Annotated in this window: 13 protein-coding genes; 3 read left to right on the top strand and 10 right to left on the bottom strand. The window is 31.7% G+C overall.

Annotated features, from left to right (window positions below; all coding sequences use genetic code 11):
• Positions 1–6: 6 nt before the first annotated feature.
• From RCG18_RS16400 to RCG18_RS16380, 5 genes are all read right to left on the bottom strand, one after another.
• Positions 7–663 carry a corrinoid protein gene (locus RCG18_RS16400; protein WP_308037104.1) on the bottom strand — a complete coding sequence of 219 codons (657 nt, stop codon included), beginning with the start codon at positions 661–663 and terminating at the stop codon, positions 7–9.
• 20 nt (positions 664–683) lie between these two features.
• Positions 684–1,754, bottom strand: a complete 1,071-nt coding sequence (locus RCG18_RS16395) for a uroporphyrinogen decarboxylase family protein (RefSeq protein ID WP_308037103.1) — start codon at positions 1,752–1,754, stop codon at positions 684–686.
• A gap of 41 nt (positions 1,755–1,795) precedes the next feature.
• On the bottom strand, positions 1,796–2,665 hold the full coding sequence (locus RCG18_RS16390) for a uroporphyrinogen decarboxylase family protein (protein WP_308037102.1): 870 nt from the start codon (positions 2,663–2,665) through the stop codon (positions 1,796–1,798).
• Between the two features lie 27 nt (positions 2,666–2,692).
• Positions 2,693–3,655 (bottom strand): GTP-binding protein, encoded by a 963-nt coding sequence (locus RCG18_RS16385; RefSeq protein ID WP_308037101.1) that lies wholly within the window; start codon positions 3,653–3,655, stop codon positions 2,693–2,695.
• Between the two features lie 309 nt (positions 3,656–3,964).
• On the bottom strand, positions 3,965–5,299 hold the full coding sequence (locus RCG18_RS16380) for an MATE family efflux transporter (protein ID WP_308037100.1): 1,335 nt from the start codon (positions 5,297–5,299) through the stop codon (positions 3,965–3,967).
• Positions 5,300–5,486: 187 nt separating this feature from the next.
• Between RCG18_RS16380 and RCG18_RS16375 the strand changes: the two genes are divergently transcribed.
• Together RCG18_RS16375 and RCG18_RS16370 are read left to right on the top strand one after the other, a co-directional pair.
• Positions 5,487–5,627, top strand: a complete 141-nt coding sequence (locus RCG18_RS16375; protein WP_308037099.1) for a MerR family DNA-binding transcriptional regulator — start codon at positions 5,487–5,489, stop codon at positions 5,625–5,627.
• On the top strand, positions 5,593–6,297 hold the full coding sequence (locus RCG18_RS16370) for a hypothetical protein (protein WP_308037098.1): 705 nt from the start codon (positions 5,593–5,595) through the stop codon (positions 6,295–6,297). The genes RCG18_RS16375 and RCG18_RS16370 overlap by 35 nt, the downstream gene beginning before the upstream one ends.
• 55 nt (positions 6,298–6,352) lie before the next feature.
• Here RCG18_RS16370 and RCG18_RS16365 read toward each other — a convergent pair whose 3' ends face one another.
• The 5 genes from RCG18_RS16365 to RCG18_RS16345 all read right to left on the bottom strand — a co-directional run bounded on the left by RCG18_RS16365 (position 6,353) and on the right by RCG18_RS16345 (position 12,708).
• A complete protein-coding gene (locus tag RCG18_RS16365) occupies positions 6,353–7,987 on the bottom strand; it encodes an ATP-binding protein (protein ID WP_308037097.1) in 1,635 nt (544 codons plus the stop codon).
• 233 nt (positions 7,988–8,220) lie between these two features.
• Entirely contained in the window at positions 8,221–9,273 is a 1,053-nt protein-coding gene (locus RCG18_RS16360; protein WP_308037096.1) for an S-methyl-5-thioribose-1-phosphate isomerase, read from the bottom strand.
• Positions 9,274–9,342: 69 nt separating this feature from the next.
• Positions 9,343–10,545 (bottom strand): S-methyl-5-thioribose kinase, encoded by a 1,203-nt coding sequence (gene mtnK, locus RCG18_RS16355; protein ID WP_308037095.1) that lies wholly within the window; start codon positions 10,543–10,545, stop codon positions 9,343–9,345.
• Between the two features lies 1 nt (position 10,546).
• Positions 10,547–11,902 carry a Na+/H+ antiporter NhaC family protein gene (locus RCG18_RS16350; RefSeq protein ID WP_308037094.1) on the bottom strand — a complete coding sequence of 452 codons (1,356 nt, stop codon included), beginning with the start codon at positions 11,900–11,902 and terminating at the stop codon, positions 10,547–10,549.
• 215 nt (positions 11,903–12,117) lie between these two features.
• Complete coding sequence (locus RCG18_RS16345) at positions 12,118–12,708, bottom strand: class II aldolase/adducin family protein (RefSeq protein WP_308037093.1); 591 nt, start codon at positions 12,706–12,708, stop codon at positions 12,118–12,120.
• 421 nt (positions 12,709–13,129) lie between these two features.
• Here RCG18_RS16345 and RCG18_RS16340 point away from each other — a divergent pair, with 421 nt between their 5' ends.
• Positions 13,130–13,900, top strand: coding sequence for a DeoR/GlpR family DNA-binding transcription regulator (locus RCG18_RS16340; RefSeq protein ID WP_308037092.1), 771 nt, complete (start codon positions 13,130–13,132; stop codon positions 13,898–13,900).
• The last annotated feature ends 27 nt before the right edge of the window (positions 13,901–13,927 follow it).

Below are 13,927 nucleotides of genomic sequence, written 5' to 3'. Positions count from 1 at the left end.
CTCTTTCTACGCTACATCAAGTAATCTTTTTACTAATTTAACTGCCTCAGTTGCATTAGGAGAATATCCATCTGCGCCAATTATATCGGAGAATTTCTTTGAAATCGGACCTCCTCCTATAACTACCTTAACATTTTCTCTTATGCCAGCTTCTTTCAATAATTCTACAACAGTCTTCATTCCACCCATTGTTGTTGTCATCAATGTTGACATGCATACAAATGCAGCATTAACTTCCTTAGCCTTATCTACAAAATTCTGAAGTGGAACATCTCTACCTAAATCAATCATTTCAAATCCAGCTGTCTCTAGCATGATTTTTACTAGATTTTTCCCTATATCATGGGTATCTCCTTCTACAACCCCGATTACTCCTTTTGGTTTTTCTCTTTCTACTTCATCTGAAGGAAGATGAGGTCTTAAAATTGCTAAACCCTCATACATTGCATCTGAACATAATAATATATCTGTAACAAAGTATTCTTCATCTTCATATAATTGACTTGCACGGTTCATACCATTTACAAGACCTTCCATGATACCATCAAGTATTGGATATCCTAATTGTACATATTCATTAGCAGCTTCAATTACATCATCTTCTTCCATATCCACTACACCATCAGATAGTCTTTTTAATAATTCTTCTTTTGATACTGTCATTGTTTTTCCCTCCATTTTTATTACTTAAAATTTTTTGGATCTAATGGCCACTTTCCATATTTTCTAGCAGAAGCCATAAATTGATCAATATTTTCTAGAGGAACAGCTCCTGAAAGATCACATCCTGATGCCAGAATATATCCACAAGGACTGTCATAAGCCTTTTGTATACAATTTTTTACTGCTAAATCCACATCATTAGTACTTCCTAAAATTAACACCTCTACTGGATCTACATTGCCAAGGATAGGAACCTTATCTCCTACTACTTCTTTTGTATATGCCAAGTCTACCCTATTATCAATACTCATCATATCGCAACCTGACTTTACCATGTCCCCTATAATTGCTGTCGTGTCTCCACAAATGTGATAACAAACCATACCCTTTGCATCATGAATATCTTTCATCAACTCTATTGTATATGGTAGAACGAACTCTTGATATTGCTTTTTATTAAGAATTGTTCCTGATGCAATAGGATCACATAGTAAAATAAGAACACCTGCTTTTATAAACTCTCTGCAAATCATTTTTAATGCATCATTGCAGAATTTAATTAGTTGATGTAACTTTTCTGGATTTTTTCTAGTTGCTCTGAGTAAGTTTTCTGTTTTATAGATACTTGCTGCAGCGGTAAAAGGTCCAGATATTAAAACCCCAGTCGAAACTTCATTTCCTATCTCATCCATTATGATACGTGCAGCTTCTAGATGTAGCTGGAATGCTTTATCATTTTTTAATTCTAGTTTTGACATATCTAGTTGATCAACATTATTTAAATCGTCTAAAGCATATTTCATGATTGCTGGTACTGAGTCCTCTGGGTCACTCATTTGACTTCCTAGAGCTGCACCTACACCATGTAATCCATATTCAACAATAGTTAAATCATTGCCAAATCTTTCATAACAAGCAATCTGTGCTCTTGCTTCATTCAAAGCGCTGCTTCTTTTTTCCTTGTGAGTCATTCCTAGAGCTAGTCCAGACATGGAGCAAACAACTGGCATAGCTAAAATTCTGTCCATAGGTTTTCCTGTCATAAATGCGGCTAATCTTTCATTTGGGGTCATTTGATCATACTTGTGCATATAATGTCCTCCCTATTCTAAATTAATTTTCATATTAATAATTAAAGCAAAGCAATTGTTTTGATTATTCCATTTTTTAACTCAAATTCTTTATCTTTAATGCACATTTGTCCAACAAATTTTGCTTGTCCCATCACTTTTACACAAGCCTCAGAATATTTTATAGGCTCTCCAAGGTTAACATCTTTCCATGCAGCTTTGTCTGTTCCTAGTAATGCAAAAGTAGTCTTAGGACAAAGCAGTACAATTGTTTCATTATTAATCATCTCTTCAATCTTTTTCAGTAATGGATAAGTAAACATTTCTACCGTTTGTTCAGCAAATTTAGGTCCTAAAATATTTAATCCTCCAGAGGAATCAGCGTAACTAATCATGTTGACTCCTACTTTTTGAGCTTCTTCCACAAAACGTAATATTTCATTTTGGAATTTATCGAAAATGGCTTTCATGGTATCTGGATCTTTTCTAAAGATCTTAAAAATATGGCGTGGATCAATTAAAACATTCATAATCGTAAAAGGACCTGAAATATATAAGAGCACATTTTTTCCTTTATCTCTTAAATATTTACAAGCTTTTAAAACTTCTGATATACGCCCTTTAGAGTAGTCGATTTCAGGTAAGTTTAATATCTCTTGTGCAGTTGTACAAATATAATCCTTCGCCCTCGGGCCTATATTTTCATCTCCGAAATTAATGCTTCCTCCCATTGCTTCCCCTTCTACGGTATGACAAAATGGTAATCCGCAAAAATTTGCATTGTCATGTTTTTTTAGTTCTTCCGCTAGTATAGCCATACTGCTCCAATTTTTATAGGCTTCTGGAAACTGCAAGTCCAATTTTTGTGTGACTTCTTTACTAATCCCTACAGAATTATCATATGTACACTTAAAGTCAATAATTTTACTCATGCTGATTCCCTCCTTATTTAATATCGATCATTTTAAAAGCGTTGGTTTCGAATATCTGCTTAAGATTTTTGATGTCTGCTTAGTGAAACATTGCAATATTTTTTGTTTTTTCAAGTCACTGCCAATAACAGCTATCTTTGTTCCTTTACACTCTTCTGTATACTCCCAGTGATAATGATGTGGAGTAAAATCAAAGTAAACAAATTGCTTTGTATCAAGTTCTAAGATTCCTTTAGCTCTTAGAATAAAACCATACTCCTTGTCCTTTAAAGAAGCTAGGATTTTATCAAGCTCTTTTTCTGAAAAAATTCTTGGATTAGCAATAGACAAAGTACTGAATACTTTACCGGCTGGCATTAATGAATTTTTTTCTTTTAAATCAATTTCACAGCTTTCAATTGTATTTAATATTTCAACTATTTTTTCGCCATCATAGGAATACCACTCATCCTTAAGGATAAATGCTTTTTCATTATTTGATTTTATTTTGGAAATTACTTTTTCAACTTCTTTTTCATCTACTTCGTCAAGATGGCTTAAAAAAATGATATGAGCATTCTGAATTTGATCTAAATAAAATTTACCGAAGTTCTCCAGGTAATCGTCAAATGCGCTCACATCTACAATAGTTATTAGGTGATTTATTCTTATATCAAGCTGGGAGTTTTCAGAAATCTTCTTGCAAACCTTTACAATATCTGATAAACTTCCTACACCAGATGGCTCTATCAATATATGGTCGGGCCTATATTCTTGGACTAGCTCTTCTATGCTTTTTTTAAAATCCTGCACCAGACTACAACAAATACATCCAGCATAAATTTCTCTAATAGGAAGCTTGTCATTAATTAGGTCTCCATCAATTCCAATATCACCAAATTCATTTTCAATTAAAGCGATTTTACCTTCCATATTCGGAATAACTTTTTTTAAGAATGTAGTCTTCCCAGCTCCTAAAAATCCAGAAATTATATTTACGTTAATACTCAATGTAAACCTCCTTTGGAACTAAAATCTTTTTATTTGCATGTTAAAGAACTAATAATTTCATATTAATATTGGTATACAAAAACACATATAGTTCCTTTGGGCTCTATATGTGTATTATTTTGTTGATAATCCTCAAACAATTGTAGCACTTTAAATAATTACAGTCTAATTAATGTTTCTTATTATTGAATCTACGTCTATAAGTTATTTTTATAGTGAAAAATAACAATTCAAACAATATAGTCTACTGTAACTTCTAGATTTCACATAATCCATATATTTTTCAATCCATACCGCATGGACAGGGATTTATTTATTATTCCATTTGGATATAGTTCTTTTTAAGCACACATAACTTACGGCTAAACATAGAATTTCTGCAACTACGAAAGATAGCCATAAGCCTATATTACCAATTGCCAGCGGTAAAACAAAGAAACTTCCAATAAGCAAAACACATCGTAAAATTGCTAGCAAAACTGATGTTTTAGGGCTGTTTACTGCGGTGTAGAAAGAATCAATAATTACGTTTATACCCATAAATATAAAGTTATAACTATAGAATGTAATAATTTCTTTTGATGTATTTGCTACTTCTAAGTTATTTTTAATAAATAAAGAAATAAGTGGTACTTTAAATATAAGTAAGATTGCTACACATACAATTCCAACAATAGTTGCAATTTGAGAAGCTAAAGAAATTAATTGTTTAATTCTGTTATACTGCTTTGCTCCAAAATTAATACTTATAACAGATCCAAGTCCTCGCGACATTCCCATTATCACTGCATTAATAAGTAAAGAAATATATTGCACAACTGCAAAAGCTGATACACCTATTTCGCCAAATCTTTTTATAAGAAGATAATTAAAAATAAGTGCAGAAAATCCTGCGCTAAATTGTGTGATTGCTTGTGATGAACCGTTGTATGCCATAGAGAAAATTGATTTAAAATCAGTTTTAAATTTGCCTACTTTTAAAATTCCCTTTTTATCAATAAATTTAGAGAAAAATAGCACAAAGACTACTGTTGCACTGATACCGGATGCTAATGCCGCTCCAAGGATGCCCATATGGAAAGCACAAATGAAAGTTAAATCTAAAATAATATTTAAAATAACTGATAATAGATTTCCTGTCATATAAAGCTGTGGCTTGCCAATAGATTGCAAAGAAATCCCTAGAAAAATATTTAGTGTAATTGGAATTACAAATAATCCAAAAGCTCTGATATAGGTTACAACTAAAGAGAATATCGCCTCATTTGCACCAATTATTTTTGCAAGTGATTGTGGGAAAAATACTATGATCACAAAAATTACAATTGATATAGCAAGTAAAGTAAAAAATGCATTATTAAAATAATTATTAGCTTTTTTAGTATCTCCTTCACCTAAACTAATTGCTGTTAGTGTGTTTCCGCCAATTGCAACTAAAATTACCATACATGAAATAATATTAAAAATAGGAGAAGCCATATTTACTGCTGCTAACGAATTTGCCCCTACAACTCTTCCCAAGATGATGCCATTAATAATGCCGTATAAACACATCGCTAATGAAGCAATTATACCTGGAAGCGCATATTCCATAAATAATTTTGGTATTTTATCCTCCAGAAGATTTAAATCCTTTTTTTTCATTCCTTTTCCTCCAGTACTTTCAGAATCTTAAGTCTTCAAATATAAACTCAGCCTTAGTACCACTTGCTTAAGAACTTAAGTATCCCTCCTCTACACAGCTTTCTATTGTTTTCTATATAGGTATCATGGTACAATACCAAATATAAACCATCATGTAACATGAGGGTCAATAGGAGATTATATAAAAATGAAAAAATTATATTCTGCAGGTGAAACCTCAAAATTAGCAAGAACCACCATTGCTACACTACACTATTATGATAAAATTGGACTTTTAAAACCTGCTAAGATAGATGAACATTCTGGATACCGGTACTATTCAGGATAATGAGCTGGTTTATTTAAATGTAATTAATTTTTGTAAGCAAAAGAATATGTCTCTTGAAAGCATAAAAAAAGTTTTTGAGAATGATAACTTCGAATATATAGTAGGTTTTTTACAAGAAAAAGAACTGGAGATAGACAAGGAGATAGATAGGCTTAAAAGTACCAAGCAACATATTAATAGATTAAAAATGGAATTTTTGAGACAACCATCTTTGCACAATGTAGATTTATCAAAGATAATTTTTACCAAAAAGAATTTAGAAGAACGTGCAATCGTTAAAATTAATTCTCTTGAAAAGGCAAGCATCGAAAACTTTAATAAGATGTTCGATATCCTGTATGAGCAGATTGGGAGAGATTCGATAGACGATTTTGTTTTTGACAATAAAGTAAGCATCCTCACAACAATGAATTCCTCATGTAGTCAGTCCACTTTTTTTGCTGAATGTAAGGATTGTCCCAAAAACTCAAATTGTATAACCTTTCTTCCAAAAGGAACATATATTTGCTCATATTGCTCCGAACAGCAGAGAGATTCTACCATCCAAAATATCATTCATTATTGCAAAGATAATTATGATATAGATGTTCAATATATTGTTCAATCGGTTATTTTTACGGGAATGTTTAAATGGATCTATGAAATTCAAGCAATAGTTAGCAAAAAGTAGGCAAATAGACACCTTTTTAATCTTGTTATATCTATTTGCCTACTTCTTACTATTTTTAATTATATATATCTGAAAATTCTATATTGATTTTTTCAATGTAACTTTTATCTGCTTGAGAATCACAGGCACTTTCATCATAAGCTTCATTTTCAACTAATTTACATGGGATATATATAATAAACTCAGTTCCTTGTCCTTCTTTGCTTTTTACAGATATTTTTCCACCATGTAACTCAACTAATGATTTAACAATTGAGAGCCCTATTCCACTTCCTTCATGATTCCTTGTAAGAGACTTGTCAACTTGTACAAAACGTTCAAATATAGAATTCAGTTTGTTATTTGGTATACCTCTCCCAGTATCTTTTACTCTTATACATATATCACTAATATTATCTTCTATTTTAACGATTATGCTGCCATCTCGTGGAGTAAACTTTACCGCATTTGATAATAAATTGAGGATAATTCTCTCCATCTTTTCTGAATCATAGGCAATAATTTTTTCCTCAATATCAGTATCAAATGTAATAGAAATACCTTTGTTTTCAATATAATCCGCTACAGACAAAGTAACACTTTCAGTTAAATTTACAATATCATTATTGCGTTTATTTATATTAAAATAACCATTATCTATCTTTGTTATATCAATTAAATTGTTAATCAATCTTAAAAGGCGATAACAATTTTGTTTCATCATCTTAATATATTTAAATTTATCTATAGAAACATTCTTATTTGAATACTCTTTCAGCATAAACTCTTCCATCTGTAGTGCTGAAAAAATAACATTTATTGGTGTTCTTAATTCATGGGAAATATTCGTAAAAAATTCCGTTTTAATTCTATCCGTCTCTTCTAATTCATTTAGCCTTCTTCTTTCCTCTTCTATACTTTTTTGTAATTCTTCCTTTTTACTTCTTTCCGTAATATCCCTGCTCACCCCTATAAGCCCTAAAATTTTGCCTTGGGCATCATAATAAGGTGTTTTTATTGTATCTACCAGAACACGTTTACCATTAGGATACTTAATCCATTCTTCTTTTCTAAGGTGTATTCCTTGCTTCATCGTTCTTAAATCCATTGTTCTAAAATATTCTGCCGCTTCTTTATCCATAATATCAAAATCAGTTTTCCCAATAATATCTTTTTCCTCAATTCCTACAAAGGCTTCAAAAGCCTTATTACAGCCTAAGTATGCACTATTAACGTCCTTATAGAAAATCAGGTCCGGAATTAAATTAGTAAGGGATACTAAAAAGGTTTGTTTTTGCTGAAATTGCTCATAAAGTTTTTTATATCTTTCTTCGCTTTTCTTAAGTTCACTAATATCTTGAATAGTGCCCGCTAATTTTTCTGGCATACCGTGCTCATCAAAAAATACTTTTCCTTTTGCTACTACCCATTTTTCAATTACATCATTTTGACACGCTAACCTATACTCTTTATAAAAATCTTTGCCCGTTTTAGTTATTTCATTGGCATATGACTCCATTTCTGCTCTCTGACTTGGGTGAACAGTATCTAACCATCCTTCATTATTCTTCACGTGGTTATCACTAATCTCAGCTAATTTGTCAAGTTCCTCTGAACTCGTCCATATATCTTTTTTTATATCATATATGAAAACTCCAAGTTTCCCAACCCTCTGCAGTTCATTTATTAAAAAATCATTTTTTAAGTCCATAATTAACCCTCTCATTTCCCATAAAACTATTTAAATAAAAGGAATTCTTATTTAATTCATTAACATTTATATACATTATATCTCTGCTTTTTCCATTTTTCCATATTTTACGTTGTATTTTTTAAATTCTTGCTCTGTGTCTAAGATTTAAATATATAAATGTTCAACTCTGTTGCGCAAAAAACTACTGACAAAATACGCTTGTCAGCAGTCTGAAATATAAATTATATATCCTAGTAAAACTTCTCAGTTTTCGTTTCGAAGTATCTTTTTAAATCATAACTTGAAAAGATTCCTTTATCCGTTACAATACCACTAATTAAGTGAGGTGGTGTAATATCAAATGAAGGATATATACCCTTAACTTCATCTAATGTGTTTTTCATACCACCATAGGATAGTACTTCCTTAGGATCTCTTTCCTCTATTACAATGTCAGAACCTTTTTCTTTATCCGCATCTGGAATTCCTGTTACAAAATAAGGTATTCCAAAGTGCTTTGCTAAAATAGCAATTTGGAAGGTTCCAATTTTATTTGCAATATGACCATCTTTAGCTATGGTATCTGCAGCAGAAGTAAATAGGTCTATATTTTTATGCTGCATAGTATATGCAACCATATTATCAGTTATGACTGTTGTGTCAAAACCCATTCCGCTACAACAGCTAGCAGTTAATCTAGCTCCCTGCAAATAAGGCCTCGTCTCTGCACAGTAAATTTTTATTTGATTATTTCGTTTTCTTGCTGCCCTCAGCATCATCCCTATGATTGTCTCTCCAAAACATTGAGTCATAATGCTTCCATTCTTAGGGAACATATCAGCAAGATATTCTCCTACCATCTCCATGGTAGAGTAACGTCTGTTTAAAGAGTCTATGGTTGTATTAAAAATAGCCTCTGAGGCATCTTTGCCTTCTGATAAAGCTTTTTTAGCAGCCTCTAAACAGCCTTTTGTTACAATGCTCATACGATTTGCCGTAGTAGGTCTAGCATGAGAAATATCATAGGCTGCCTTTTCAAGAAATTCTAGCTGTGCAGCCTCATTCTTTTCTCTTACCTCAAAGGCTGCAAGTGCCATACCCATACCTGCAGCGGTATAAGGACCTGCACTCTGAGTTACCATATCTTTAATTGCCTTTGCTACCTCTTTATAGGTATTACAAACAACAAATTTAATTTCTCTTGGATAAATTCTTCTATCTAAAATCCTTACCGTACCATTTTCATACCAAGCTACATTTTCATACTGCAGCATAAAAGCCAAGTCTTGATCCATTCTTTCCATTTTACATCACCTTTTTTATCTTTCAAGGCAGCTATTAAGCTGCCTTGAAGTTTTATTATATTTATATTCTTAAGACAGTATCAATTTAAACTCCTCAGTTATATCGCTTCCTTTAGTAAATCTGTATCTGTTCATTATTAAACTAATACCAATTTTAATTAAAGCTCTTTCCATAGGAATTCTTTGCTCTAAATTTTTTACACTAGTTACCTCAAGAACTTTAGAGTCCCCTACAACTCGTCTAATTATTTCTGTGCCAGCATAGCCAAGAGAGTCCGCTAATACTTCTTTTATGTAATGCTCTTTAAAATAAGAATTATATAAATTAAATTTAACTATAGCGTCATACTTTTCTGAAAGCTTTTTCACAAAAAGATCATAGGTATCTCTTATTGCTTCTTCAATCCAGCATAAGAATTCTGAATTTCTGCCTTCAGTATAGTATTTATTAGCCCATGAGAAGAATAAATTACCTATTACATTTCCCACATCATATCCCATTGGTCCATAAAAGGCAAACTCCGGGTCAATTACTTTAATTCCTTTTTCATTTGCAAAAATTGAACCTGAATGAAGGTCTCCATGAATTAGTGCTTGTGCATGGTTCATAAATCTGTCTCTTAAAATGCCAACTTCAGCCTTTAACCTTTCATTATTATACAAGTTGTTTTCAACGAAACTTCCATTTTCCTTTAAAATTATATTTCTATTTTTATAATTGTAATAGGGTTCTGTGAATACTAAGTCTTCAGTAATATCACAAAGTTCCTTATTTGTAAATCTACTAACCCTATCCTTTTTCTCTGCTCTGTCAATTACTAAATCTGTAGTTGGAAGTAGAGTATCTGCTAAAAAAGTAGATATGTTATCAGCTAAATGGTGAAAGTTTTTTCCGCTCAAGAGCTCTGTTCTTAAATTCTTATATTCTGATATATCCTCCATACAAAGAGCACACATAGTTTCGTCATAATGATAAATCTCAGGTACAAAAGATTGAGCTAAAGTTCCTTCTATTTTTAAAATTTCAGCTTCAATTCTATTACGATTAATGTCTAAAGGTCTTCCAGAGGATCTTAAAAACTTATCAGCTTGTTTTATAATTAATGATTTACCAGTCTTAGGATTCCAAACCTTAAATACGTAGTTGATATTTCCATCTCCGATTTCTACAGCTTCTAGTTCTTCTTCAGCGGTGAAATACTTTGCTACCTCTTTAGAATAAATTTTTGCTTCCTCAGTATCCATTAAAAAGTGTTTAGAATATCTACTCATCTTACATTCCTCCTACCTCTATACCTTCTTCTACTTGTGGACTTTTACCTCTTGATTGAAATTTAGGCCATCCAATTAATATGAAAAAAGTTCCAAATACAAGCATAAGTATACAATACCACACATAAGGCATAATAGACATTGGCGATATCTTTGCAAGTCCACCTGCAACTAACATTTGACCTGCGTAAGGAAGCAGTCCGTTAAATCCTGATGAGAATAAGTCAAGAATACTTGCTACTCTTTCTCTTGCAATTCCAAATTGATCAGATATATCCTTTGCAATAGGGCCAGTTGCAATTATGGAAATTGTATTGTTTGTAGTAGCAATATCCATTAAGCTTACTAAAGCTGCTATACTTAGCTCTCCACCACGTGCTGTTTTAGTTTTTTTCGTTAACTTTTCAAGCAGCCAATCAATTCCACCTAAGTAATTCATTAAGGCTACCATCCCTCCTACAAGTATAGCAATAATAGACATATCCTCCATCCATGTCATACCTGTGTGAATAACTGTAAAAGATCCTACTAAAGTAAAGTCTCCGTGAATAACTCCTATAATTACACCTGAAACAACACCTAAAGTCATAACAAACATAACGTTCATGCCAATTAATGAAAGTATAATAACTAAAATATATGGGATAACGTTTACAATGTTATAATTGTGTGTAGCTGCTAAATTAAGATTTGGTGCATGCTGCATAGATAAAAGAATTAAATTAATCACAACGGCAGGCAACACCATAAGTATATTGGCTTTGAACTTTGCTTTCATAGGTACATCCTGTGTACGAGTTGCAGCTATAGTAGTATCTGAAATAAATGAAAGATTATCACCAAACATCGCTCCACCTATAACTATACCACATACCAACGGTAACCCAAATCCAGTTTTATGCGCAATATCAACAGCTATAGGAGTTAATGCTGCTACAGTTCCCATGGATGTTCCCATAGCAAAGCTTAATATACATCCTATTATAAATAATCCCGGCAAAATCATATTAGTAGGTAATATTGCAAGACCAAAATTTGTTACAGATTCTACAGCATGCATAGCATTTGCTACCCCATAAAAGGCTCCTGCTAATATAAAGATAATTACCATTAAAATAAGTGTTTGTTCTCCACCGCCCTTGCAGTACATATTAACTCTTTCATCAAAGGTTGTTGGTTTCTTTTCTCCAGGTTTCTTTAAAGCTAATCCAATACCTGATGCAATTAAAATTGCTACCATAAGAGGCATATTGTCAAAGCTCTTGGTGAAAATTCCTGTGCTCATGTAAATAATTAAGAAAGCAATAAGTGGTACTAGTCCTAAAAAGTTACCTTTTCCCTTTAAATCATTATTCATAATATAACTCTCCTTTTTATATAAAATTATTGTATTCATTTAACAATTATTAAGGATTCATAAATAATACTGGGTTACTAAAGGTTCTGTTCTATTATTTGCTGTATTTACTTGTACTTCTCGCTATTATTAATGAAATTAGTCTTATCCGTTATTGCCTTTTCCTTTTGAAAAAATGTTTATGCTCTAGAACTCTTCTTTGTAATAATCGAATATTATTCGATTATTACTGGATTACCTGAGGTTTTTGCATAATAGTATATTTTTGCAGCATCTTCTACATATACACTTGCAGTATAGGCTTCTTCCATAGTTTTACCACAACTAATAGTACCGTGGTTTGCCAAAAGACATGAATTAGATTTTTCCAAATAAGGAATTATAGCTTGCCCTAATTCAAGGGAACCTGCAGGTTTAAATGGTGCTACCTTAATTTCTCCACCTAAGAAAGGCTTCATCTCAATTAAAATTAAAGGAATGTCTTGTCTATTTACTGCAAACCCTGTAGCAAAAGGTGAATGTGTATGAACAATGGCATTAATATTAGGGTATTTTTTATATACCTCTAAGTGCATTCTCCATTCTGATGATGGCTTTTGCCCTGGTTTTTTAGGTATACCGTTTACATCAATTTCTACAATATCCTCCTCTGTCATTAAGCGATAAGGAAATCCGCTTGGTGTAATTAAAAAACTTTCATTATCTCCATCAAATTTCCTCATACTTATATTTCCGCTTGTTCCTGCTACCAATTTTTCTTCATATAAACCTTTAGCGGCATTTAATACTACTTCTGTTTCTCTCATCGTCAATCCTCCTAATAGATATCTTACAATAATAACAATATACAACACATCCACTCAAAAGTCAACACAATTGCGGCAATTTTGTTTGTTTTTTGAACGAATATGTTGTTTTATTTTTTTTAATGTTGTATAATGTTGTTGTATTCTTTTTCAATTAGTAAGTTCTTAAATTTTAAAATATGGGTTGATTTTGAAATTTTTGTTTATTGATTTCAACATAAATGTTTTAGAATTGTTTTTTAATTTTGCTTTAAGCCTCAAAATTTTATATATGACTTAAATTTAATTCACATACTTACTTAAAATATTAGGTTATTCAATTTATAATAGTAATATACTACATTATAAATGAGGTTAATCTATAAATTACAGCATTCTAAAATAGGCTAATTAACAACACTTTATAAAGGAGAAGATACACATGTTGAAAATTGATAGACATAATAAAATTGAAGAGGAACTTAAGTCTAAGGGTAGTGTCTTAATATCTCACCTAAGTGAAAAATTATCTGTAAGTGAAGAAACTATAAGACGTGATTTAAAGGAAATGGAACAAGCAAACAAGCTATGTAGAATTCATGGAGGCGCATATTTACCTGAAACCTACACTAAAGGAATTCCCATACAACTTCGTGAAATCTATTTCGTAAAAGAAAAGGAACTTATGGCAAGGCATGTTATTAAATCTTACATAAAAGAGAAGGACTTCATAATGTTAGATTCCAGCAGTACCTGTTTAACACTTGCTAAAGAATTATTGTCAACTAATATGAGTCTTACGATTATAACAAATTCATTAAGGATTTGTAATCTATGTAATGACACACCTTCAAATATTAAATTGATATGTCCCGGTGGAACACTAAGTACAAGAAACAGTTCTTTCGTGGACTACAAAACCATTGATACATTGCAATCATTTATCGCGGACAAAAGCTTTATCAGCTGTCCTTCTATTGATATAAATCATGGTCTTGTAGATAACAATAGCGATGAGGGAATGGTTAGGTCCTATATGTTAAAACAATCTCGTGAGCGTTTTTTAATTGTTGACCATACAAAGTTTTCAGAATCTACAAATGTTATATTTGCTGATTTAAGAAGCATAGATGTTATAGTTACTGATAAAAAACTTACTTCTGAATGGGAAAGAAAATGCTCAGAGTTGAATATTAAAGTAGATTATATTTAATATAGGTATTCGTTAGCATAGTTTTGC

The organism is Clostridium sp. OS1-26, assembly GCF_030915445.1.
Classification (GTDB): domain Bacteria; phylum Bacillota; class Clostridia; order Clostridiales; family Clostridiaceae; genus Clostridium_AM.
This window is presented reverse-complemented; position numbering and strand designations above follow the sequence as displayed.

What these genes read in the sequence shown, in the direction of transcription:
- RCG18_RS16345 (WP_308037093.1), bottom strand. Translation starts at nt 12,708, where the DNA reads ATGAGAGAAACAGAAGTAGTATTAAATGCCGCTAAAGGTTTATATGAA.
- RCG18_RS16390 (WP_308037102.1), bottom strand. Translation starts at nt 2,665, where the DNA reads ATGAGTAAAATTATTGACTTTAAGTGTACATATGATAATTCTGTAGGG.
- mtnK (WP_308037095.1), bottom strand. Translation starts at nt 10,545, where the DNA reads ATGAGTAGATATTCTAAACACTTTTTAATGGATACTGAGGAAGCAAAA.
- RCG18_RS16370 (WP_308037098.1), top strand. Translation starts at nt 5,593, where the DNA reads ATGAACATTCTGGATACCGGTACTATTCAGGATAATGAGCTGGTTTAT.
- RCG18_RS16380 (WP_308037100.1), bottom strand. Translation starts at nt 5,299, where the DNA reads ATGAAAAAAAAGGATTTAAATCTTCTGGAGGATAAAATACCAAAATTA.
- RCG18_RS16350 (WP_308037094.1), bottom strand. Translation starts at nt 11,902, where the DNA reads ATGAATAATGATTTAAAGGGAAAAGGTAACTTTTTAGGACTAGTACCA.
- RCG18_RS16375 (WP_308037099.1), top strand. Translation starts at nt 5,487, where the DNA reads ATGAAAAAATTATATTCTGCAGGTGAAACCTCAAAATTAGCAAGAACC.
- RCG18_RS16395 (WP_308037103.1), bottom strand. Translation starts at nt 1,754, where the DNA reads ATGCACAAGTATGATCAAATGACCCCAAATGAAAGATTAGCCGCATTT.
- RCG18_RS16365 (WP_308037097.1), bottom strand. Translation starts at nt 7,987, where the DNA reads ATGGACTTAAAAAATGATTTTTTAATAAATGAACTGCAGAGGGTTGGG.
- RCG18_RS16360 (WP_308037096.1), bottom strand. Translation starts at nt 9,273, where the DNA reads ATGGAAAGAATGGATCAAGACTTGGCTTTTATGCTGCAGTATGAAAAT.
- RCG18_RS16400 (WP_308037104.1), bottom strand. Translation starts at nt 663, where the DNA reads ATGACAGTATCAAAAGAAGAATTATTAAAAAGACTATCTGATGGTGTA.
- RCG18_RS16340 (WP_308037092.1), top strand. Translation starts at nt 13,130, where the DNA reads ATGTTGAAAATTGATAGACATAATAAAATTGAAGAGGAACTTAAGTCT.